A 21,036-nucleotide genomic window follows, 5' to 3' on the forward strand; every position below is an offset into this window, starting at 1 on the left:
AAGGTATCTGAAATAAAGGTATCTGAAATAAAGGTATCTGAAATAAAGGTATCTGAAATAAAGGTATCTGAAATAAAGGTATCTGAAATAAAGGTATCTGAAATAAAGGTATCTGAAATAAAGGTATCTGAAAATGATGCCTGAAATCCATATTTTGCATTTCTACAGGACCGTGTCCCTATTGAAACGGACAAGATTATATAGGTACTAACTTCTATACATATTTTATACTTATACATTTCTAAATCTATTTTATACTCACGTACTTCTAATTACTAAAAGGATGATGAAATTCCATTCATTTGATTTCTATTTTTATATATTTTTCTCGTCGACGGTCTGCCCTGATCTCCTGCAAACACGTTTGAAAAAATCGAGAAACCTAAAACCCATAATTTTTACAGATTTAGAAGAAGCACTTTGCAGGCTTGATAAGTTTTACTTTATCGATAATCAAGCCAGAAGTAGAATTTCAGGCACTTTTATCTCCTTCACAATCCCTGGCTGCAAAGCGTTCCCCTATTTGAGAGAGTGAACTCCCATTTTCAGACCATTTTCATAGGTATATTTATATATTATAAGTGCCAGGTATGTGTGTTGATAAATAAAGAGACGTATAATAACCTGTTATTAAAAACCAATTTTTGTTTTTAATCAAAGAGTTCTATACAATCTTGTTTTAAAACAATTTACTAACAACTAAAACCAAAGGTGAAACAAATATGGCTTTTAATGACAGAAACTTCAGAGGAAATTCCAATTCTAATTTCGGCGCACCCAGAGAAATGCACAAGACAACCTGTTCAGACTGTAAAGCTGAGACAGAAGTGCCTTTCAAACCTGACCCGGAAAGACCAGTTTACTGCAGGGATTGTCTTCCTAACCACAGGACACCCAGAGAAAACAACAGATATTAAGTGTTATTTGTGTAACTGAGTTTACATCAACACTTAACTGGGTTACATAAACACTTATTTCTTTTTCACTTTTTTAAATGCACGTTAGACTTGGAATATACTTTTTTCTTAAACCAGAGCTTTTACAGATTGAGAATTAACTTTTTACAGTCCAATCAGTTTTACTTTTATCGATAGATTTTCCTCAAGGCTATTTTCAAGAGTTCTCAATATCTTTTTTGACCAGGGTGGTTGTTTTCGAATTAAAGTGAAAACCTACTAACTGAATTTTATTTTCGTTGGATCTATCCAAAATTGGACCGCCGAATACGAAATGAAAATCTCCCCCTAACCAATTCAGTTTAAATATATTTTTTCTGCCGGCGGTCTGCTAAAATCTTCCCTGGAGACGTTTGTGAACCAAAGTGAATTTAAAAACCCGCGATTTTTGCAGCTTTAGAATGAACACTTTCAAGGCCCGATTATTTTGCTTTATCGGATAATAGTCGGCATTAGAATTTCAGGCATTTTATCCCTCCCATTCCCCCTGATCACAGAGTTTTTTTTGTGTAAAAGAATATATCTTTTGTATTATGGAACATTTATATATTTTAAATGCAATGTATAGGTATTGAAAATAAAGAGACATATGACAATCTGTTGTTAAAAACCAATTTTTGTTTTTAACCAAAGAGTCGTATACTATCTTATTTTTCAGCAATAACTAACAACTAAAACCAGGGTGAAATAAAATGGCTTTTAATGACAGAGGAAGCAGGGGAAGAGACAGCAACCGCGGAGACTTCGGAGCTCCCAGGGAAATGCACAAGACAAAATGTTCTGATTGTGGTGTTGAAACCGAAGTGCCTTTCAAACCTGACCCGGAAAGACCCGTTTACTGCAGAGAATGTCTTCCTAAGCACAGGAAACCCAGAGAAGACAGATACTAAATGTTATTTGTTTAACTGAGTTTATATCAACACTTATTTTTTTTCACTTTTTTAAAAATAGACCGAACTCGGAATATATTTTTTCTTAGCCCGTGGTTTTTTGCAGCTTTAGAAGGATCACTTTTACAATCTAATTTTTGCGGTTTTGTAGAAACCCATCTATACCAGCTTCAAAAGGCCAAAAATAGATAAAAATATACATAAAAAAATCCCGGGACATTACGTTAAAATTAATGGAGACCGGTGTCTTGTCAATCCTCAAAGATTGAACTATTCTGACTCATTGTAACTGATTTTATACGACATTTTACTGCTGACGCTGCAACTAGTCATTTCTGAGGATTTCAACAGAGCCCTTATTATAAACTTTTGGATAAAAACAAAACTTAGAGGATTTCTACAGAGCCTTTATTATAAACTTTTGGATAAAAATAAAGCTTAGAGGATTTCTACAAAGCCAATAAAAGAAAGATTATTATCTTTGAGTTTATATTATTTATTACAATTCGGTGAAACCTTCTTTTAGTCATTTTTATGGTCGCACTTATGGTTGCACTCGGTTGTGATAACCAGCTTAACCCGAAAAAACTCTGACTTCAATGAATTGCTATATTGTCCGTAATAAAAAACGGTCAAATTTAAAGATTTTTCAAAATTCTCAACAAATTTAATAATTCATATATCAAGGGGGTCTAAAATGGGAGGAACGAAATATGATAGCATATTTAGGGGGCAAACCTTCTATAAAACTTTGGGGACAACAGCACTTGCTTTTTTGATGTTGGTGAGTATCGCAGGCTCCTCGCCATTTGCATACATTACAAATGCAGAGAGTAACAATGTCTCTGTAATTGACACAACCACAAACAAAGTTACAGCTACGATACCTGTAGGATCAAATCCTATGGGAGTTGCAATTAGTCCGGATGGAACAAAGGTATACGTGGTAAATGCTCATAGCAACGATGTATCTGTAATTGACACGGCAACAAATATTGTTATAGCCACAGTGCCTGCAGGAAGTTCTCCTAAAGGAGCTGCAGTCAGCCCGAATGGAAAAAAGGTGTACGTGGTAAATGTCCATAGCAACGACATATCTATAATTGGCACGGTAAACAATACTGTTTCAGCCACAGTAAATGTAGGAAAATCTCCTGTGGGAGTCGCAGTTAGTCCAAATGGGAAAAAGGTATATGTAACAAACGAAGGCGACAACACCGTCTCTGTAGTTGACACTGCCACAAAAGCTGTTACAGCCACGGTGCCTGTAGGAAACGGTCCTAAGGAAGTTGCTGTTACACCAGATGGAACTAAGGTATACGTAGTGAACTATGGTAGCGGGAGCGTCTCTGTAATTGACACGACAACAAACAGTGTTACAGAAACGGTGAAGATAGGGCGAGTGCCCTGGGGAATTGCAGTCAATCCGAATGGAACAAAAGTATATGTGACGAATAATGATGAATATGTTAGCACTGTCTCTGTAATTGACACTGCGACCAACACTGTAACAGCCAGGGTGCCTGTAGGAACCAATCCTTTGGGGATTGCAGTCACACCGGATGGAACAAAAGTATATGTAGCAATCAATCTCTACAACGCTGTCTCTGTAATTGACACTGCGACCAATACTGTAACAGCCACGATGCTTGTAGGAAACAGTCCTTATGCTTCAGGCCAGTTTATAGGTTCTATTCCGGTACAACCAGTTTATCCTTTAGCAAACTTCAGCAGCAACATCACATCAGATTATGTTTTTCTTTCTGTACCTGTGCAGTTTACAGATTTGTCAAAGAATGCAACCGGGTGGAACTGGAACTTTGGAGATGGAAATAATTCTACAAAGCAGAACCCCACGCATACCTATTCTGCAGCAGGAATCTATACCGTTAGCCTGACAGTAAGCAATTCAAAAGGCACGGATTCAAAACTAGCTACAATAAATGTTGTACCAAAAGGTTCTCCTGCACCTTCATATGCATATATTACGAACTTCAACAGCAACACTATTTCTGTAATTAACACAGCAAACAACACTGTTGCAGCAACTGTGAATGTCAGAAAAAATCCTTACGGAATTGCCGTCAGCCCTGATGGAACAAGGATATATGTGACAAACGTCAACTACGGCTACAGTGGTACTGTATCTGTAATTGACACAGCCATAAACGAGGTAACAGCCACTGTGGATTTGGGAAAGAAATACAGTCCTTGTGGAGTTGCAGTCAAACCGGACGGAACAAAAGTATATGTGGCGGATCGCGATATCAACGGCGTCTCTGTAATTGACACAGCCACAAACACTGTTACAGCCAGGGTACCTGTAGGAACCAATCCTTTGGGGGTTACAGTCACACCGGACGGAACAAAAGTATATGTGACGAACCGCTACAGTAACAATGTTTCTGTAATTGACACCAGCACAAACACTGTTACAGCGACTGTGAAAGTTGGACTTGGTCCCTGTGAAGTTACATTCAACCCGGCGGGAACAAACCTATACGTGGCTAATTCCGAAAGTAATGCTATTTCTGTAATTGACACGGGCTCAAACATTGTTACAGCCACAGTGCCTGTAGGAAAATGGCCTATGGGAATTGCAGTCAACCCGGATGGAACAAAAGTATATGTGGCTAACTCAGGCAGCAATAATGTCTCTGTGATTGATACAGCAAACAACACTGTTGTAGCAACTGTTAATGTCAGAAAAAATCCTTATGGAATTGCAGTCACACCGGATGGAACAAAGGTATATGTAGCGAACTCCGGCAACGATGATAAGCTCGGAAAGACTGTCTCTGTAATTGACGTAGCCACAAATAAGGTTACAGACACTGTACAAACAGGTTCCAGTCCTATTGCTTTCGGTCAGTTTATGAGTCCTCTCCCGGCACAACCGGTATTTCCTGTTGCAAACTTCAGCTGCAACCTCACATCCGGTTATGCTCCTCTTTCTATCCAGTTTACGGATTTCTCGAAGAATGTGGATGGGTGGAACTGGAACTTTGGAGATGGTTCCAGTTCAACACACCAAAATAAAGCACATACTTACTCCAGAGCAGGGAATTACAATGTAACGCTTACAGTAAACAATACAAACGGTACCGATTTGAAATTTGCCACAGTAACTGTTCTGGCACAGCCAGTATTTTCTGCAGCCCCAACTTCTGGAAAAACGCCGTTTAATGTTAGTTTTACTGACCAGAGCACAGGATCGCCAACGGCATGGAACTGGACTTTTGGAGATGAAAATTATTCAACGGAAAAGAATCCTGTGCACATTTATAGAAAACCAGGAACATATTCCGTTACGTTGACATTAAACGAAACTGGGGACAGGAGTGCGGTAACAAAATCCAGCTATATTATTGTTTCAAACGGTTTTGAAGCTCCTATTGCTGCTTTTTCTGCATTTCCAGCTTCTGGAAAAGCGCCTCTTATTGTTAGTTTTACTGATCAGGGTACAGGATCTCTAACCTCAAGGAAGTGGACTTTTGGAGACGGTACTCATTCAACCGGGGAGAACCCTGTGCATACATACAGCAAAGCAGGATTATACTCTGTTACATTAACAGCAAGTAATGCAGATGGCAGCAATAAGTTAACAAAATCCAGCTATATTGTTGTTTCAAACGCTTTAAATTGTCCTGTCACCAACTTCTCTGCGTCTCTTACTTCAGGAAATGCCCCTCTTACTGTTGATTTTACAGGTCAGGGTAACGGATCTCCAACATCATGGAAATGGTCTTTCGGAGATGGGAATACTTCTACAGATAAAAATCCTATATACACATTCAATAAATCAGGACTTTATTCTGTTAGATTGACAGCAAGTAATGAAAAAGGCAGTAATGCATTGACAAAATCCGGCTATATTGCTGTCTCAAGCGTTTTAGATCCTCCTATTACCAGCTTCTCTGCATCCCCTACTTCAGGAAACGCACCTCTTACTGTTGGTTTTACTGACCAGAGCATAGGGTCACCAAATACATGGAAATGGATTTTCGGAGATGGAAGTAATTCAACAGAAAAGAATCCTGTACACACATACAATAAATCAGGATTATACTCTGTTAGATTGACAGCAAGTAATGCAAACGGCAGTAATGCGTTGACAAAAACCGGCTTTATTGCTGTCTCAAGCGTCTTAGATACTCCTGTTACCAGCTTCTCTGTGTCTCAGACTTCAGAAAATACGCCTTTTATTATTCGTTTTACTGACCAGAGCACAGGGTCGCCAACGGCATGGAAATGGACTTTCGGAGATGGTAGTGCTTCAACAGATAAAAATCCTGTACATACATACAATAAATCAGGAAATTATACTGTTTCTTTGACGACAACTAATGATGGAGGCAGTAGTAAGGTGCAAAAATCAAGCTATATAAATGTAGTTTCTGAAAGCGGGACTGTGACGTCGAATCCAGGCTATATTGTCCCCGTCACCACCTTTTTAGCAACCCCAACTGTGGGAAGTATGCCTCTTACTGTTAGTTTTACTGACCAGAGCACAGGATCGCTAACTGCGTGGAGATGGACCTTTGGAGATGGAAGTAATTCAACAGAAAAGAATCCTGTACACACATACAATAAATCAGGACAATACACTGTTACATTGACAGCAAGTAATGCAAACGGAAGTAATGCGTTAACAAAATCCAGTTATATTTCTGTCTCAAGCGTTTTAGATGCTCCTGTTTCCAAATTTTTTGCATCGCCTACTTCAGGAAACATGCCTCTTACAGTTCATTTTACTGACGAGAGCACAGGGTCACCAACGGCATGGAAATGGATTTTCGGAGATGGAAGTAGTTCAATAGAAAAGAATCCTGTACATACATACAATAAATCAGGGCGATACACTGTTACATTGACAGCAAGTAATGCAGATGGCAGTAATGCGTTGACAAAATCCAGTTATATTTCTGTTTCAAACGCTTTAAATGGTCCTGTCGCCAGTTTCTGTGCGTCTCCGACTTCAGGAAAAGTGCCTCTTACTATTAGTTTTACTGACGAGAGCACAGGATCGCCAACTGCATGGAAATGGTCTTTCGGAGATGGAAGTAGTTCAATAGAAAAGAATCCTGTACATACATACAACAAATCAGGACTTTATTCTGTTACATTGACAGCAGGTAATGCAGATGGCAGTAATGCGTTGACAAAATCCAGCTATATTGCTGTCTCAAGCGTTTTAAATACTCCTGTTTCCAAATTATCTGCATCCCCTACTTCAGGAAGCATGCCTCTTACAGTTCATTTTACTGATGAGAGCACAGGGTCGCCAACTGCCTGGAAATGGATTTTCGGAGATGGAAGTAATTCAACAGAAATGAATCCTGTACATACATACAATAAATCTGGAATATACTCTGTTACATTGACAACAAGTAATGCAAACGGCAGTAATGTGCTGACAAAAACCGGCTATATTGCGGTTTCCAGCTCCCTTGTCGCTGCTTTTTCTGCATCTCCAACTTCAGGGGCTGCACCGCTTGGTGTCATATTTACTGACAACAGCACCGGATCACCAGCTTCATGGACATGGGCTTTTGGAGATGGAAATACTTCAACAGAAAAGAATCCTGTACACGTATACAATAAAACAGGACAATACACTGTTAGTTTAACAGTAAATAATTCAGGAAGCATTAGTACTGAAACCAGGTCTAGATATATTGCAATTAGTAAGTAAACAGCTTGGATCAAAAAAAAGGCTTTGTAGAAACTTATCTATACCAGCTTCAAGAGGCTAAAAAGAATTGAGTAAAAAGATTTATGACATTCAGTTTAAGCTAATGAGGATCAGTCATTTCGGAGGATTTCTACAGAGCCAAATTTTTTCATTTTTTTATTTCTTTTTTATCAGAGTATAATTTTTTTATAGAGCTGTTGCGTTTATATGATTTTAGCTTCATAAATTTTTTTATCAGAGTATAATTTTTTTATAGAGTTGTTGCGTTTATATGATTTTAGCTTCATGAATTTTTTTTATCAGAGTATAATTTTTTTATAGAGCTGTTGCGTTTATATGATTTTAGCTTCATGAATTCCTTGAGACAAACTTGCCTTCTTCCCCATCACCAATTCAATATAAATATATTTATCCTGTCATCGGTCTGCTTGAATCTCTTCCTAATACATTTGTTAAGAACACAGAAATTTTCCATGATGGGAATGCCTCATTAAAACCTGAAACTGAAATAATTTATGAATTGAAATAGTTAAGTCAGTATTTAGAATAAAATTTGGTATGAAATAGAGTAAAATTAGAAGGAAAACGAGAAAATATAATTTGTAATAACCGTTTTTATTTCATTTATAGCTTTTTAGATCAATTTAGTAGATCTGGTATGACGGTAATTCCCTGTAATACTATTCAAATAATATTAGTCCAATGAGATAACTATTTATAATAAGTATATGTAATATATTTATCAAAGTACAATCAAAAAATAACTTATCATTTGGGGAGGAAAACATGAAACTGACACCTGGATAAGGTGGTTAGTTCCAGGGAAGAGATCTTTACACTCAATCTGAATGAGCACCCTTTTCACCTGGCTTTTAGACCTTCAAGTAAGGATATCTTTGGACTGGTAGAAACCTGCCCGAAGATTGAGGTAATTCAGTTACCTAAATCTTATGCGAATACAGTCAAAACAAATTTAAAAACAAGTGGGTGGTATTTTATGGAGTATGTAAGAAAGACATGTCCAGTTTGTGGGAATGAGTTTATAGTCCTGAAAAAAGTGGAGGAAAAGGCAATTTACTGTACACTTGAATGCCTTTCAACTGCTCAGAGAAGGATGAAGAAAGAGAACGTTTCTTCGTTCATGTCTGCATAAATTATTCCGTTTCATCGTAAACAGGATAATTACTTTACATTTTCCTTTAACCTGAAGTAATTAAAAACTAAAGTCAACTTAAAACAAAAAAATATATAGTGGGGAGAAAAACATGAGAATAAGAGTAGTTAGTTCCAGGGAAGAGATCTTTACACTTAATTCGAACGAGCGTATTGTTCACCTGGCTTTCAGACCTTCAAATAAGGACCTCTTTGGACTGGTTGAAACCTGCCCGAAGATTGAGGTAATCCAGTTGCCTAAATCTTACATGCGTACAGTTTCAAAGTCTATAGAAATGTTCCTTCAGATGCAGAGAATCCAGCTTATCAAAGGAGATGTCTGGGGACACCGGAAAGATATCAACGAATACTATGCAATTCCCTCTTCAGTAGTTGAAAAGATTAAGGAGATGAAAATTGAAGGTAAAACCACTGAGGAGATTGAGAAAAAGGTTTCAAGGGAAAACAAACTGAACCCTGAAATGGTCGGTTATATTCTGGAGAAGGAAACTACTGCCTGAATTCAAACAGAATAAAACATTTTGGCAGATGTTTTGCTGGAGATTAGATCGGATAGAAAGGGGTTGAATCTTCCGGTCCCTGATCTCCAACTTAACATAGAGGAAAATCTGGAAAATTATTGCTGAAAGGGTTTCAACTTTTAGATCAAGAAATTGAGGTTGTTAACAGCATCATTAGACATAAATAATGTCTCTAATATTGATCTTGCTGAAAAATCCTTTACCATTTCTTAAGGAGTTTGAGTCACATTTCTTACTTTAAACCTTTTTTATTAAGTCATTTGAAATATATTTTTTCCTGCAGTCGGTCTGATAGAATCTTCCCTGAATCCCTTTGTTAAGAAAAGATAATTAAAAACCCGTGATTTTTGCAGCTTTAGAAGGGGCACTTTGCAGGACCGATAAGTTTTACTTCATAGATCGTAGCCAGGTACCGCAGGTACTCCCTGTTTAGGTCAGACTTCTTTTATGAAGTCTTTAACTATGGTTTCTCCTCCGTCAAAGCCCATTTCCTTGATTTCACGAAAGAGGCGAGCGGCGGAATAGGAGCTTTCATTAAGCCTCTTGAGTATGTGAGGTTTGTAAGGGTCAAGCTTGCTCTTTCTTCCTGGACGTTTCTGAGGTTCAGGTGCTGTCTTTTGGTTAAGATATTTCCTCACCGTTTTCCTATCATGACCCGTTTGTCTGGCAATTTCACTGACGTTAAAGCCTTTTGAATGCAAATCTTGTATCAACAGCCATTCTTCCTTTTTCAGCATGATTCGCAATCCTCAAACTTTCTTTAAGGATTGGAACCTGGGGTATTTTAAACCGTCGAAAATGTGGAATTCTTAACCGCCGTTGACAATTACAAAGAGCAAAATATTGGGGACTTCCTAAAATGAACATACAAGCAATAATAAGTGCAATTGTAGTCAATGTAAAAAGATTGGTGGTTCCTTATTAATCGGTTGATATTATTCAGAATATCCTGAGATTAAATCATTTTTTCTCTCTTCTGCGGCTTACAAGGCTGAAACCGTCTCGTCTGCCAGCAAAAACAACTAACAGGCAAATTCTTGCTGGTATTAAGAGAATACGAGAATTATAGTGAAATACTTCCAGGTCCGAAGAATACTTCCCTGGACCCCGGAAACCGCTTTTTAATTCACAGGTAAATATCGGACGCATCCGCCAGCTTGTCTGGCGGCCCTGCAAAAAAAGTAGAAAAAAGAAGAAAGATAATAGAAAAGGAAGAAACAAGAGGTTGAAATCTCCAGTATAAATCAATAAAAACAGACGTGGAAAAGAGTATTTTTCAGGTATATTTTTATCCGGTTCTGACCGTATCCTCCTCTTTTTACTCCACTTTTACTTTATGGCTTTTCCTTTGGTCTTTTGTCTCATTTTTTGTCTGAAAGCCGCTCTCCTGCGTCGAGCGTGACAAAAACGACATGATAAAGCGAATGACGTTGTACGGGTCATAAATCTTTTTAAGTAGTCCTCTTGAGCGTAGCGAAAAGGACCGCAGGCTGTTGCACTTGCAGTGCAACTCCCAGAAAATCTCCGATTTCCTGAGATCCCGAATCGCAACTCGGGTTTTTCAAAAATATCAACCATGTAACAGTGGACGACTAAAAGAAACATACAAGCAATAATAAGTGCAATTGTGGGCAATGTAAAAAGATTAGGTATATTGAGTAGCCGAGGCTATTGATAAACTCCTAAAAATAGGTCTGAAGAATGAAAAGTTGAAAGAAAAGGATGAAAGGAATGAGTCCTTTTAGTGAAAACTCCTCTCAAAATTGGAGACTATTAATGAAGTTCAAAATTTGGCGCTGAAAATTTTACGATGGCTAACCATTAGCTACTTTTACGATTCTATCCTGTCTATCCGATCAATCCTATCCCATAAGGCGAGAATACCCCTTCCTCAAAACTCTGAGCTTTGCGAAGAGTTTAGGGAGGGGGAGTTGACTCGCTTATTCATCCAGAAGAACAACAGGTTTGATCAGATCTCTTGGTTTATCTTTCATGAGCATGAGGGCCTCTTCCATTTTGTCAAATCCTTCGAATACGTGGGTGGCCATTTTTTCTGGTTTTATTCTTCCATAGGTACATAGGTCGGCCATTCTTTCCATTCTTAGACGACCTCCGGTTGTCAGGCCACCACGTATGTCTTTGTGAGCCATACCCGACCCCCATTCAATACGTGGAATAGGGAGTATGTCTCCGGTTCCATAGTAGTTGACGTTTGATACCGTGCCCCCAGGTTTTACAATTTTGACTGCATCTGAAATTGTGTTTTCATTTCCTCCTGCTATGATTACAGAGTCCACACCTTTTCCCTTCGTCTTTTCAAGAATCTGTTCAACTAGTCCACGGTTTCTGTAATCAACAATTTCAGATGCTCCGTATTCCAGAGCAAGATCGACACAGACTTTCCGACTTCCTACTGCAATGAGCCTACCTGCACCAAGAATAGATGCACCTGCCACTGCCATCAGACCAACAGGGCCAATGCCTATGACTGCAACTGTAGAGCCCGTTTTAATATTTGCCATTTCTGCACCCTGTATTCCAGTAGTTGCCATATCTGAGAGCATGACAGCCTGTTCGAGGGGCATTCCTTTTGGAAGTAGAGCTAAATTCATATCTGCATCATTTACATGGAAAAATTCTGCAAAGACTCCACTTTTGAAGTTTGAAAACTTCCATCCGGAAAGCATTCCATTTGAGTGCATAGGCATTCCATCCTGTGCCTCCATGGATCGCCAGTCAGGTGTAATTGCAGGAACAATTACTTTATCGCCCGGTTTGAAGTCTTTGACCTCTGATCCGACTTCTTCTATAACACCTACAGCTTCGTGTCCTAAAACCATGTTTTTGCGGTCTCCAAGCGCACCTTCCCAGACAGTATGAATATCTGATGTACACGGCGCGACCGCAAGAGGCCTCACGATTGCATCATATGGGCCTGCTGAAGGTCTTTCAGTATCAATCCAACCTACTTTCCCAATTTCAAGCATTGCAAATCCTTTCATATTATTACACCAACCTTTTCAAAATAATTATTTTTCAATGTTTTTCATAGTAACCCGTGATATTAATCTGCTGTAGTGGTATTTATAATTACTAAGGATGGAAACTTGAATTATATTTTCAATATAATTCAATTTAGTTGAAATATATTTTTTCTTGCCGGCGGTCTGCTGGAATCTTCCCCGAATACGTTTGTAGAAATCAAGAACTCGAAAACCTGAGAGTCTTTACATGCAGGAGAAGGAGCTATTTCCAACCCGATCAGTTTTGCACTTCATTGATCGGTTCCTCTCAGGATTGTTTTTTAGATCATCAATCCGATTTTTGGTATGGGATAACTGTTTTTTAATATAGTGGTGGGTTTTTCGGGTGAAGCCTATTTTCAGGAGCTATCAGAAAATAGGCTGTTATCTCCCCTGCAAACCATATCTGGAAATTGTTCTCATTTGAGAGAGGGTGTCTCAGATTTTATAGGTATATTTATATATTATAGATGCAATGTATGTGTGTTGATAAATAAAGAGACGTATAATCATCTGTTATTAAAAACCAATTTTTGTTTTTAATCAAAGAGTTCTATACAATCTTATTTTAAAACAATTAATTAACAACTAAAACCAAAGGTGAAACAAATATGGCTTTTAATGACAGAAACTTCAGAGGAAATTCCAATTCTAATTTCGGCGCTCCCAGAGAAATGCACAAAACAACCTGTTCAGACTGTAAAGCTGAGACAGAAGTGCCTTTCAAACCTGATCCGGAAAGACCGGTTTACTGCAGGGATTGTCTTCCTAACCACAGGACACCCAGAGAAAACAACAGATATTAAGTGTTATTTGTGTAACTGAGTTTACATCAACACTTAACTGGGTTACATCAACACTTATTTCTTTTTCACTTTTTTAAATACACGTTAGACTTGGAATATACTTTTTTCTTAACTTGTGAATATTTGCAGCTTTAGAAGGAGCACTTTGCAGGGCTTCTTTAGATTAAGCGATTCTTTCCCTCTGGGGAGGGTTTTTCTGATTCACATTTCATCCAGTATGCGTTTGATATCCGGTTTTGCTTCGGGGATACCTTCTTTAACAGATAACCACACCACCTTCAAGTTCACTCCGAAGTAAGCGTGGATCAACTTGTCCCGTATGCCTGCCAGGTCTTTCCAGGGTACGAATGGGTATTTTTCGCGTACTTCATAGGGGATATTCTTTGTTGCTTCTCCAATAATTTCCAGAGCCCTGATTACTGCAAACTGGGTCTTACGGTCGGCAGCAAAATCTTCGAATGTCCAGCCGCTAATAAATTCTTCTGCTGCTTCCATTGCATCATAGATGTCCTGGACATAGTCTTTTGCTTCGCGAATCTCAATCCCTCTTCAGACGGCTTCAACTTCGTTCAGGATATGTTTACCTATGTTCGGTTTTAACGCATCTTTCATAACCAGGTCTACCTTAACGCCCAGAGCCTCCGAAAGGTAGTTTTCGAGGTTGACAAATTTAAAAATAGTAGGGGTTCTGGAAAACTCAACGAGTATATCCAGGTCGCTCTCGGGTTTCTGTTCTCCCCGAATGTAGGACCCAAAAACTCCCAGGTAACTAATGTGGTATTTCTCTTTAAGTTCCGGGAGCATTTCATGGAGTTTACGGATGTAGATTCCAGCATCTTTTCGGTTTTCCGGCATTTTTTCAGGCTCTATCTGGTCCCTTTTGATATGTTATAGTATTCTGCAGTTGTAGTATTTATATTTACTAAAGAAGGCGGCTGAAGTTTCCGGTCTTTACTTCCAATTCAGTTGAAATATAGTTTTCTTGCGGATGGTCTGCTTAAATCTTCCCCAAATACGTTTGTAGAAATCAAGAACTCGAAAACCTGAGAGCCTTTACATGCAGGAAAAGGAGCTATTTCCAACCCGATCAGTTTTGCACTTCATTGATCGGTTCCTCTCAGAATTGTTTTTTAGATCTTCAATCCGATTTTTGGTATGGGAGAACCGTTTTTTAATTATAGTGGTGGGTTTTCCAGGCGAAGCCTATTTTCAGGAGCTATCAGAAAATGGGCTGTTGTCTTCTATTAAGCCTTATCTGGAAATTGTTCTTTGATTTGAGAGGGTATGTTTCATTTTTTATAGGTATATTTATATATTATAGGTGCCATGTATGTGTGTTGATAAATAAAGAGATGTATAACCATCTGTTATTAAAAACCAATTTTTGTTTTTAATCAAAGAGTTCTATACAATCTTATTTTAAAACAATTAATTAACAACTAAAACCAAAGGTGAAACAAATATGGCTTTTAATGACAGAAACTTCAGTGGAAATTCCAATTCTAATTTCGGCGCTCCCAGAGAAATGCACAAGACAATCTGTTCAGACTGTAAAGCTGAGACAGAAGTACCTTTCAAACCTGACCCGGAAAGACCCGTTTACTGCAGGGATTGTCTTCCTAACCACAGGACACCCAGAGAAAACAACAGATATTAAGTGTTATTTGTGTAACTGAGGTTACATCAACACTTATTTCTTTTCCACTTTTTTAAATAAACGTTAGACTCGGAATATACTTTTTTCTTAAATTGTGATCTTTTGCATCTTGTGAATATTTGCAGCTTTAGAAGGATCACTTTGCAGGGCTTCTTTAGATTAATCGATTCTTTCCCTCTGGGGAGGGATTTTTATGATTAAAGTGAAAACCTGTCAACTGAATTATATTCTCATTTTTTCTCATTATATCTATCCGACCCTTAAACCCTTTCACCCATACAAATTTAAGCAAAAACTTCATAATCGACATTATGAGGTTCAAAATTATCCTTGAGGAAGACGAAGAAGTCGGAGGATTTATTGCCAGCTGCCCAGGCTTACCGGGCTGTTTTTCACAGGGAGATACTGTAGAAGAAGCAATTGAAAACATTAAAGAAGCAATTCAGGCTTGCCTGGAATCCCTGGCAGAAGATGAACTGCAGGAATGTATTGGGAAATCCTCCTGCAGAGTGGTTGATGTGGTTGCTTAAATCCGAACTTCCTGTAATTTCCGGAATGCAGGCAATTAAAGCCTTTTCTAAAGCTGCGTGTCTCCCTCACAGACAGGTAGGCAGTCATGTTGTTCTTAGAAAGGAAGGTTCAAAAGTTACGTTGACCGTCCCGAAGCACAAAGGACTGAAACCGGGCCTTTTAAGAAATTTGATTAAAGCTTCAGGACTCACGGTAGAAGAATTTGAAGCTCTTTTGAAGTAATTTTTTTGGTTTGGGTACTTTACCGGTGAGACTTATTTGTCAAGATATGTTTTTTTCCATACTCAATTCAATTAAAATATATTTTTCTTGCCGGCGGTCTGCTTAAATCTCTTCTTAATGCATTTGTTAAAAACACAGAAATCAAACATCTTTTTTGCCATGCTCGGATAGATATTGCTCAACTGCACGTTTTGGACTATGCCAGGTTTTTCCTATTTTTACTGCATCCAGGAGCCCCTGTCTAGCCCGCAGGCTGAGATATTCCTGAGAATAAGGCGTTTCCGCGGAAAGTTCTTTTAGAGGCAGTAGTTCGTCATTTCCTCCTGAGATAGAGAGATACAGGGTCAGGCTTTCATCCACGGCTTTTGCAATGAAATTGGTAAATGGTCCGAGGTTTCCTGCATCTGCGGCTTTAAGAGATTTGTAATATTTTCCTCTATCTTCTTTTTTGAGCACAACAGGAGGATAATCCCTTGCAATCAAATACAGGTTTGTGAGGAGTCGGGCTACCATGTCGTTTCCGTCACTGAAAGGATGAATCGCAACAAATCTGTGATGCAGGAAGGAAGCTGTTTCAATGGGATGCTCCTGGCTTTCAGATACCTTTTCGATCAGTTCATCCATCAGTTCCACGACCTGCGACCAATCGGGCGGAGTCTTTACTGAACCTTTTATCCTCATATTTCTGGTGCGGTATCTTCCGGCATCCTCAAGTATACCTCTGGTTACAATTTCATGGATTTCCTGAATTGTAACATGGTCTACAGCGTGTTTTTTCTTTGCTAGCTCTTCCACCCGGTCAAAAGCTTTTGCGTTATTGCTCACCTCAAGATGTCCTCTGAGTGATTTTCCGCCAATTGTCAGCCCTTCGTCCAGTATGAGTTTTGTTTCATGGAGTGTTAGTGTATTCCCTTCTATTGCATTGGATTGATAGGTATAAATCAACCTCATCTCTTCATGCAGCCTTCCTAAAGCATCTGCCGGAATTGGCCTCATGGAGTTTAGACGCTTCATTTTTTCATCTATTCGTGCAAGAAGTTCTTCTTTAATCAGGGGTGTATCGGTATCGTCCATAATTTTACATATCCGATATATACTCCGGGATATATATCGGTATCGGCAAATTTTAGAGTTATCCGATAGTGAGATCTTTTTTCCTGACCAATTCAATTGAAATATATTTTTCCTGTCGGCGGTCTGCTAAATTTTCCCCGAATCCTTTTGTAGAAATCAAGAACTCGAAAACCTGAGAGTTTTTACATGTTGGAGAAATAGCATTTTCCAGCCCAATCAATTTTGCCCTTCATCGATCGGTTCCCCTCAGGATTGTTTTTTAGATCATCAATCCGATTTTTGGTATGGATAACTGTTTTTTAATTCTAGTGGTGGGTTTTTCAGGCGAAGCCTATTTTCAGGAGTTATCAGAAAATGGGTTGTTGTCTCCTATTAAGCCATATCTGGAAATTGTTCTTTCATTTAAGAGAGTGTGTCTCAGTTTTTATAGATATATTTATATATTATAGGTGCCATGTATGTGTGTTGATAAATAAAGAGACGTATAATCATCTGTTATTAAAAACCAATTTTTGTTTTTAATCAAAGAGTTCTATACAATCTTATTTTAAAACAATTAATTAACAACTAAAACCAAAGGTGAAACAAATATGGCTTTTAATGACAGAAACTTCAGAGGAAATTCCAATTCTAATTTCGGCGCTCCTAGAGAAATGCACAAAACAACCTGTTCAGACTGTAAAGCTGAGACAGAAGTGCCTTTCAAACCTGACCCGGAAAGACCGGTTTACTGCAGGGATTGTCTTCCTAACCACAGGACACCCAGAGAAAACAACAGATATTAAGTGTTATTTGTGTAACTGAGGTTACATCAACACTTATTTCTTTTTCACTTTTTTAAATAAACGTTAGACTCGGAATATACTTTTTTCTTAACTTGTGATCTTTTGCATCTTGTGAATATTTGCAGCTTTATAAGGGGCACTTTGCAGGGCTTCTTTAGATTAAAGTGATTCTTTTTCCTCTGGGAGATTTTTCAGATTCAAGTGACGTTTTTCTTCACATTAAATTTAGTTGAAATATATTTTTCTTGCCGGTGCCTGCTTAAATCTTATTGGATATTTTTTTCGGATACTGAAATACCAAAAAATCTTTAACTTCAGTTAGATTCTCGAAAATGCATCACTTCTGTTTCCTTACAAATTTATAGTTTTTTTTGCAGAACAGGATAAGAAAAGTTAATATGTATTACAATACATTATTTATTGATGCTAGATGGTTAACTGTGGTTGTTGTGGCAAGAAAATAAATTATCTTCCTTTTAAATGTAAATTTTGTGGGGCCTATTATTGTGAGGATTGCAGATTACCAGAAGCACATAACTGTTTAGGCTTGCAAATCTATAATATTGAACAGGAGAGAAAGTTTCAGGAAAAAGTTTTGTTTGTTGCAAAAAACTATGGAAAAACAGATGACAGAGGATATGAGGTTATAGTTAAAAATCCCAGCCCAGCAAAATATACAGAGAAATTCGCTTCTTCAAACACTAAAGATAACGAGCAGAAGAATCCTATTTCTCCCTTTATCGACGAAAACAAATCTAAGAATAATAAATCCGAAAAACCAAAAAGAACTACCAGAAGATCAAAAAGCTCAAACACCATTTCAAGAAACAAAACTAAAGCACGAAGCTCAAAAAACATAATCCTATATTTAAGTTTGCTGTGTATTGGAGTTCTGGTCACTTTTTTCTTTACGAATAATTATGAACTAAATGATACAGTTTCGGTGAAACAAGATCTGGATAATTATCTGGATAATGGGATTAACAAAAAAGAACTTCCGATAGCTAAAGCATCTGGAGAAGCTGTCCAGTTGGTTAACTACAAAAATGCTACTGACCCTACATGGGATAAGTTAATTTTTTTCCTGCGAAGTGATCCTACAGATGAATTTCTCTATAATAGCAGCTTTGTTTGTGCTGACTTTGCCGAAATGCTTCACAACAACGCTGAAAATGAAGGGATTAAGGCAGGATATGTCGGTGTAGATTTTCTGGATATGGAATCTCATGCCCTCAATGTTTTTAACACTACGGATAAAGGCATTGTCTTTGTAGATTGTACAGGCGATACTGAGCAATTAGGATCTCTAGACAATAAAGATAAAATTGCTTATGTACAAATAGGTAAGGAGTATGGTCTTGTATCAACCTATAAGACAAACTCTCCAGATTACGAATTTTATGAGATTCACAAAAGAAAAAGGGCTCAGGGAGTACCGGGAGTCTACTTTAATCCGTTAGGTACCGTAAAAGATATTGAAATCTATTGGTAAGATTTCGAGAAAGATGAGAAATATATTGGTGTCAGCAATATTTTGAGTGATCCAATATCGCGTTTTTTAATTCCTTTAAAATATATATTTCCTGCCGGCGGTCTGCTGGAATCTCCCCAGAATCCGGTTAACGAAATATGAGAAATAGAAAACCCAAAAACTTTAATTCTCCGGCTCACAGAATCTATATAAGATTTAGACCGCATAAAATTAGATATATCATGTTCGGAAAGATGTGATCATACTTATCCAGTATAACCACGCAGCTCTTGAAAAGGGCAAAATACGAAATAATCGATAACGAAGAACCTTATTATGGAGAAGATCCCGAACTTGAGGGTGTGTGGGCTACCGGCAAAACCCTTGAGGAATGCCGCAGAAACCTGGAAGAAGTTTTTGATGAATGGACAATTATCAAATTGAATAATGGATCGCCTCTGCCTGGATTCTGCAAATTTTCGAATTACATTTAAATATCCATGAAGATAGATTAAAATGAAAGTACGTGAGGTCATAAAACTTCTTGAAGTCGATGGTTGATATCTGGTTGCAACAAAAGGCAGCCACCGGCAATACAAGCATCCTGCTAAACCAGGTAGGGTAAAAATTGCGGGCCATAGTGGAGATGATCTTGCTCCAGGGACATTGAACAGCATCTTAAAACAAGCACAATTAAAAGTGGAGGACTAATCATGCATCGTTTCCTAGTTGTGATCGAAAAAGCAAACAACAACTATTCAGCGTATTCACCTGATCTGCCGGGCTGTGTAGCCACAGGCTCTACCCGAGAGGAGGCAGAGAAAAATATCTATGAAGCCATTGAAATGCACGTTCAGGGACTGCTGGAGGACAATTTACCAATTCCAGAATCAGAATCCTTTGCCGAGTATGTGGCTATTGCTGAAAAGCCCTCTACAGGTTCTGAAGTTGTGTAAGTTATATTATTTCCTTTAAACCTCATTCTAATTCATTTGAAATATATTTATCATGCCGGCGGTCTGCTGAAATCTTCCTCGAATCCTTTTGCAAATGTGGCGGAAAAGAGAGGTGCCAGGAGCATACATAATACATTTAAGGTTGGAGAGATAAAATGGTAGTTAGGTGATACTATTGGGAGATGCTATTGAGTACGTGAAAATTTCCCGGAAAATCTTTGAACCTATCAGTGACATGGTGAAAGCAGGCCTGTATAAAGACGAACAGGAGGCCTTAAAGGGGCTTGTGCATGACCAGGCTGAACAAAAGATAGATTACTACGACAAAAAGGTAGCTGAAATGGAGCAGAAATACGGCATGGACTTTTCTGCTTTTGAGAAAAGAATCCATTCGAGAGTCGGGGAAGAAGATTTTGAAGAATGGGATGATTTCATAATCTGGGAAAGCTATGTCACAGCATCACGGTACTGGGAACAGTTCCTATGACAATAAGCAAAACTTTTTCTACTCTTTCTTCCAGTGATCTTGTACTTGAATTAAACGTTATCAAAGCAATAGTTGAACCACCTGTCCAGGCCCTGAAAGCAAGAATAACTCTTAAAGGGGGTTACACGTTGCAGATAAATGAAAGCTCAGGGTCAGATTTTAGACGATATTCCTATCACCTGCAAAAAGGGGATGAAATGGTAAAGCGTTGGGATAATTCCCCACACTGGAAAGACCTGAAAACATTCCCCTATCATGTCCATCACGGAAATGAAGCAGAACCCAGAGAATCTCCCGAAGTATTTATAGAAGACATTCTCCGTGAGGTGAATAAACTGCTGAGCCCAAATCCCTGATTATCAACGATTTTTGATTAGTGTATGCCAGGAATCCATTTTTAGAAAGGCCCGATCCGATTTTATCTTCTTCTTTTCATCGTCTTTGTGAGCAAATCCACTCATTTTTCCAATTCATTTGATATATTTTTCCTGCCGGCGGTCTGCTTAAATCTACCCCGAATTTTTTAGAAAATCAAAGTTGCGCTGGCGCACCCCGCTGCAAGCAACGGGGTATGTTCGCGCCACCGCCCCAAATTCCGTTAAAGTAGACAATAACCCTAAAAATATAGTTTGAGCAGAAGTTAACAACCAAAAAAATGGAATTAATAACTTGACATTGTCAAATTAACTCATTTTTGCAGGTATCGCAACCAATTTCCACCCAAATTTACACCATTTTGAAAATTTCTACCTTACTATTTTTGTTTCTTCTATTTTCGTCTTAATCAAA

20 protein-coding genes and 1 pseudogene are annotated in these 21,036 nt (G+C 38.2%); 16 read left to right on the plus strand and 5 right to left on the minus strand.

What is annotated here, in order from left to right; all coding sequences use genetic code 11:
- The first annotated feature begins 722 nt into the window (after positions 1–722).
- The 5 genes from PHF18_RS16365 (at position 723) to PHF18_RS16385 (ending at position 9,214) form a co-directional block, all read left to right on the plus strand.
- Positions 723–917 carry a CxxC-x17-CxxC domain-containing protein gene (locus PHF18_RS16365; protein ID WP_048125378.1) on the plus strand — a complete coding sequence of 65 codons (195 nt, stop codon included), beginning with the start codon at positions 723–725 and terminating at the stop codon, positions 915–917.
- A 731-nt stretch (positions 918–1,648) separates the two neighbouring features.
- Positions 1,649–1,846, plus strand: a complete 198-nt coding sequence (locus PHF18_RS16370; RefSeq protein WP_300104303.1) for a CxxC-x17-CxxC domain-containing protein — start codon at positions 1,649–1,651, stop codon at positions 1,844–1,846.
- Positions 1,847–2,543: 697 nt separating this feature from the next.
- On the plus strand, positions 2,544–7,541 hold the full coding sequence (locus PHF18_RS16375; protein WP_300104305.1) for a PKD domain-containing protein: 4,998 nt from the start codon (positions 2,544–2,546) through the stop codon (positions 7,539–7,541).
- A 799-nt stretch (positions 7,542–8,340) separates the two neighbouring features.
- Positions 8,341–8,694: a DUF1699 family protein gene (locus PHF18_RS16380; protein ID WP_300104328.1), complete on the plus strand. Its 354-nt coding sequence runs from the start codon at positions 8,341–8,343 to the stop codon at positions 8,692–8,694.
- Between the two features lie 112 nt (positions 8,695–8,806).
- Positions 8,807–9,214, plus strand: a complete 408-nt coding sequence (locus PHF18_RS16385) for a DUF1699 family protein (RefSeq protein WP_300104306.1) — start codon at positions 8,807–8,809, stop codon at positions 9,212–9,214.
- A gap of 458 nt (positions 9,215–9,672) precedes the next feature.
- Here the strand turns inward: PHF18_RS16385 and PHF18_RS16390 are convergent.
- Together PHF18_RS16390 and PHF18_RS16395 are read right to left on the minus strand one after the other, a co-directional pair.
- Positions 9,673–9,972, minus strand: a pseudogene (locus PHF18_RS16390) (IS21 family transposase); the annotation flags it as partial.
- 1,203 nt (positions 9,973–11,175) lie between these two features.
- Positions 11,176–12,237 (minus strand): NAD(P)-dependent alcohol dehydrogenase, encoded by a 1,062-nt coding sequence (locus tag PHF18_RS16395; RefSeq protein ID WP_300104307.1) that lies wholly within the window; start codon positions 12,235–12,237, stop codon positions 11,176–11,178.
- Positions 12,238–12,869: 632 nt separating this feature from the next.
- On the opposite strand from PHF18_RS16395, the gene PHF18_RS16400 reads away from it, so the two are divergent.
- Positions 12,870–13,064, plus strand: coding sequence for a CxxC-x17-CxxC domain-containing protein (locus tag PHF18_RS16400; RefSeq protein ID WP_048125378.1), 195 nt, complete (start codon positions 12,870–12,872; stop codon positions 13,062–13,064).
- Positions 13,065–13,265: 201 nt separating this feature from the next.
- Here PHF18_RS16400 and PHF18_RS16405 read toward each other — a convergent pair whose 3' ends face one another.
- Together PHF18_RS16405 and PHF18_RS16410 are read right to left on the minus strand one after the other, a co-directional pair.
- The gene (locus PHF18_RS16405) at positions 13,266–13,559 is read right to left on the minus strand and encodes a DUF86 domain-containing protein (protein WP_300104309.1); all 294 of its coding nucleotides are present in this window, start codon (positions 13,557–13,559) and stop codon (positions 13,266–13,268) included.
- Between the two features lie 54 nt (positions 13,560–13,613).
- A complete protein-coding gene (locus PHF18_RS16410; RefSeq protein ID WP_300104311.1) occupies positions 13,614–13,919 on the minus strand; it encodes a nucleotidyltransferase family protein in 306 nt (101 codons plus the stop codon).
- 607 nt (positions 13,920–14,526) lie between these two features.
- On the opposite strand from PHF18_RS16410, the gene PHF18_RS16415 reads away from it, so the two are divergent.
- The 3 genes from PHF18_RS16415 to PHF18_RS16425 all read left to right on the plus strand — a co-directional run bounded on the left by PHF18_RS16415 (position 14,527) and on the right by PHF18_RS16425 (position 15,474).
- A complete protein-coding gene (locus PHF18_RS16415) occupies positions 14,527–14,721 on the plus strand; it encodes a CxxC-x17-CxxC domain-containing protein (protein ID WP_300104312.1) in 195 nt (64 codons plus the stop codon).
- A 311-nt stretch (positions 14,722–15,032) separates the two neighbouring features.
- Positions 15,033–15,251, plus strand: a complete 219-nt coding sequence (locus PHF18_RS16420) for a type II toxin-antitoxin system HicB family antitoxin (RefSeq protein ID WP_300104313.1) — start codon at positions 15,033–15,035, stop codon at positions 15,249–15,251.
- Complete coding sequence (locus PHF18_RS16425; protein ID WP_300104314.1) at positions 15,238–15,474, plus strand: type II toxin-antitoxin system HicA family toxin; 237 nt, start codon at positions 15,238–15,240, stop codon at positions 15,472–15,474. Before PHF18_RS16420 ends, PHF18_RS16425 begins: the two co-directional genes overlap by 14 nt.
- A gap of 141 nt (positions 15,475–15,615) precedes the next feature.
- Here the strand turns inward: PHF18_RS16425 and PHF18_RS16430 are convergent, their stop codons facing one another.
- The gene (locus PHF18_RS16430) at positions 15,616–16,548 is read right to left on the minus strand and encodes a Fic family protein (RefSeq protein WP_300104316.1); all 933 of its coding nucleotides are present in this window, start codon (positions 16,546–16,548) and stop codon (positions 15,616–15,618) included.
- A 590-nt stretch (positions 16,549–17,138) separates the two neighbouring features.
- Here PHF18_RS16430 and PHF18_RS16435 point away from each other — a divergent pair.
- The 7 genes from PHF18_RS16435 (at position 17,139) to PHF18_RS16460 (ending at position 20,603) form a co-directional block, all read left to right on the plus strand.
- Positions 17,139–17,333 (plus strand): CxxC-x17-CxxC domain-containing protein, encoded by a 195-nt coding sequence (locus tag PHF18_RS16435; RefSeq protein ID WP_048125378.1) that lies wholly within the window; start codon positions 17,139–17,141, stop codon positions 17,331–17,333.
- Between the two features lie 430 nt (positions 17,334–17,763).
- Positions 17,764–18,825 (plus strand): zinc finger AN1 domain-containing stress-associated protein, encoded by a 1,062-nt coding sequence (locus PHF18_RS16440; protein WP_300104317.1) that lies wholly within the window; start codon positions 17,764–17,766, stop codon positions 18,823–18,825.
- A 269-nt stretch (positions 18,826–19,094) separates the two neighbouring features.
- Positions 19,095–19,298, plus strand: coding sequence for a type II toxin-antitoxin system HicB family antitoxin (locus tag PHF18_RS16445; protein ID WP_300104318.1), 204 nt, complete (start codon positions 19,095–19,097; stop codon positions 19,296–19,298).
- A gap of 70 nt (positions 19,299–19,368) precedes the next feature.
- Positions 19,369–19,515 (plus strand): type II toxin-antitoxin system HicA family toxin, encoded by a 147-nt coding sequence (locus PHF18_RS18125; RefSeq protein ID WP_367279205.1) that lies wholly within the window; start codon positions 19,369–19,371, stop codon positions 19,513–19,515.
- 2 nt (positions 19,516–19,517) lie between these two features.
- Positions 19,518–19,760, plus strand: coding sequence for a type II toxin-antitoxin system HicB family antitoxin (locus PHF18_RS16450; RefSeq protein ID WP_048127977.1), 243 nt, complete (start codon positions 19,518–19,520; stop codon positions 19,758–19,760).
- A 166-nt stretch (positions 19,761–19,926) separates the two neighbouring features.
- Positions 19,927–20,247, plus strand: coding sequence for a hypothetical protein (locus PHF18_RS16455; RefSeq protein WP_300104320.1), 321 nt, complete (start codon positions 19,927–19,929; stop codon positions 20,245–20,247).
- The gene (locus tag PHF18_RS16460) at positions 20,244–20,603 is read left to right on the plus strand and encodes a DUF6516 family protein (protein WP_300104650.1); all 360 of its coding nucleotides are present in this window, start codon (positions 20,244–20,246) and stop codon (positions 20,601–20,603) included. Before PHF18_RS16455 ends, PHF18_RS16460 begins: the two co-directional genes overlap by 4 nt.
- The last annotated feature ends 433 nt before the right edge of the window (positions 20,604–21,036 follow it).

It is taken from the genome of Methanosarcina sp., assembly GCF_028693135.1.
GTDB lineage: Archaea > Halobacteriota > Methanosarcinia > Methanosarcinales > Methanosarcinaceae > Methanosarcina.

Coding starts and splice junctions, on each gene's coding strand:
- PHF18_RS16365 (WP_048125378.1), top strand. CDS start 723: ATGGCTTTTAATGACAGAAACTTCAGAGGAAATTCCAATTCTAATTTC.
- PHF18_RS16370 (WP_300104303.1), top strand. CDS start 1,649: ATGGCTTTTAATGACAGAGGAAGCAGGGGAAGAGACAGCAACCGCGGA.
- PHF18_RS16375 (WP_300104305.1), top strand. CDS start 2,544: ATGGGAGGAACGAAATATGATAGCATATTTAGGGGGCAAACCTTCTAT.
- PHF18_RS16385 (WP_300104306.1), top strand. CDS start 8,807: ATGAGAATAAGAGTAGTTAGTTCCAGGGAAGAGATCTTTACACTTAAT.
- PHF18_RS16395 (WP_300104307.1), bottom strand. CDS start 12,237: ATGAAAGGATTTGCAATGCTTGAAATTGGGAAAGTAGGTTGGATTGAT.
- PHF18_RS16400 (WP_048125378.1), top strand. CDS start 12,870: ATGGCTTTTAATGACAGAAACTTCAGAGGAAATTCCAATTCTAATTTC.
- PHF18_RS16405 (WP_300104309.1), bottom strand. CDS start 13,559: ATGGAAGCAGCAGAAGAATTTATTAGCGGCTGGACATTCGAAGATTTT.
- PHF18_RS16410 (WP_300104311.1), bottom strand. CDS start 13,919: ATGCCGGAAAACCGAAAAGATGCTGGAATCTACATCCGTAAACTCCAT.
- PHF18_RS16415 (WP_300104312.1), top strand. CDS start 14,527: ATGGCTTTTAATGACAGAAACTTCAGTGGAAATTCCAATTCTAATTTC.
- PHF18_RS16420 (WP_300104313.1), top strand. CDS start 15,033: ATGAGGTTCAAAATTATCCTTGAGGAAGACGAAGAAGTCGGAGGATTT.
- PHF18_RS16425 (WP_300104314.1), top strand. CDS start 15,238: ATGTGGTTGCTTAAATCCGAACTTCCTGTAATTTCCGGAATGCAGGCA.
- PHF18_RS16430 (WP_300104316.1), bottom strand. CDS start 16,548: ATGGACGATACCGATACACCCCTGATTAAAGAAGAACTTCTTGCACGA.
- PHF18_RS16435 (WP_048125378.1), top strand. CDS start 17,139: ATGGCTTTTAATGACAGAAACTTCAGAGGAAATTCCAATTCTAATTTC.
- PHF18_RS16440 (WP_300104317.1), top strand. CDS start 17,764: ATGGTTAACTGTGGTTGTTGTGGCAAGAAAATAAATTATCTTCCTTTT.
- PHF18_RS16450 (WP_048127977.1), top strand. CDS start 19,518: ATGCATCGTTTCCTAGTTGTGATCGAAAAAGCAAACAACAACTATTCA.
- PHF18_RS16460 (WP_300104650.1), top strand. CDS start 20,244: ATGACAATAAGCAAAACTTTTTCTACTCTTTCTTCCAGTGATCTTGTA.